This window comes from Achromobacter ruhlandii (genome assembly GCF_902859695.1).
Classification (GTDB): domain Bacteria; phylum Pseudomonadota; class Gammaproteobacteria; order Burkholderiales; family Burkholderiaceae_B; genus Achromobacter; species Achromobacter ruhlandii.
Genome location: NZ_CADIJL010000086.1, coordinates 1 through 541 on the forward strand (window position 1 = coordinate 1; position 541 = coordinate 541).

The following is a 541-nucleotide window of genomic DNA, read 5'->3' on the forward strand; positions in this document are numbered from 1 at the left end:
ACCCGGATCACGGGCGGCACGCTCCAGTTGGGCGACGGCGGCGCCACCGGCTCGGTGACGGGCGATATCGTCAACAACGGCGCGCTGGTCTTCGACCGTGGCGACGCGGCGGCGTACGCGGGCGTGATTTCCGGCGCGGGCGCGGTGGCCAAGAACGGCGCAGGCGTGCTGACGCTGACCGGCGCCAATGCTTACAGCGGCGACACCACGGTCGCCGCGGGGACGCTGAAGTTCGGCAATGGCAAGCCGGTGGCCAACACGCTGGGCGGGTTGACGGTGGCTGGCGGAGCGGCGCTGGACGTCCATGCGCCGGCCAGCGTCGGCCTGACCGGGGCGGCGCTGTTGCAGGACGGGTCGGCGCTGCGGCTGCGGGAGACGCTGCGCGGCAACACCGCTTCCGCCAGCCTGACGGCGGCGGGCAAGGTGACCCTTGGCAAGGACGTGGCGCTCACGCTGTCCGGCATTGCCCACCAGGTCCAGCACGATGTGCCGCTGTTCAGCGCGGATGGCGGCATCGAGGGCGAGTTTGCCCGCCTGGTCT

General features: G+C 72.3%; 1 protein-coding gene. It reads left to right on the forward strand.

Translation table 11 applies throughout. The features are described from left to right. Positions 1 to 541, forward strand: a 541-nt coding sequence (locus HV742_RS32040; RefSeq protein WP_175147290.1) for an autotransporter-associated beta strand repeat-containing protein, incomplete at both ends; no start/stop codon positions are given.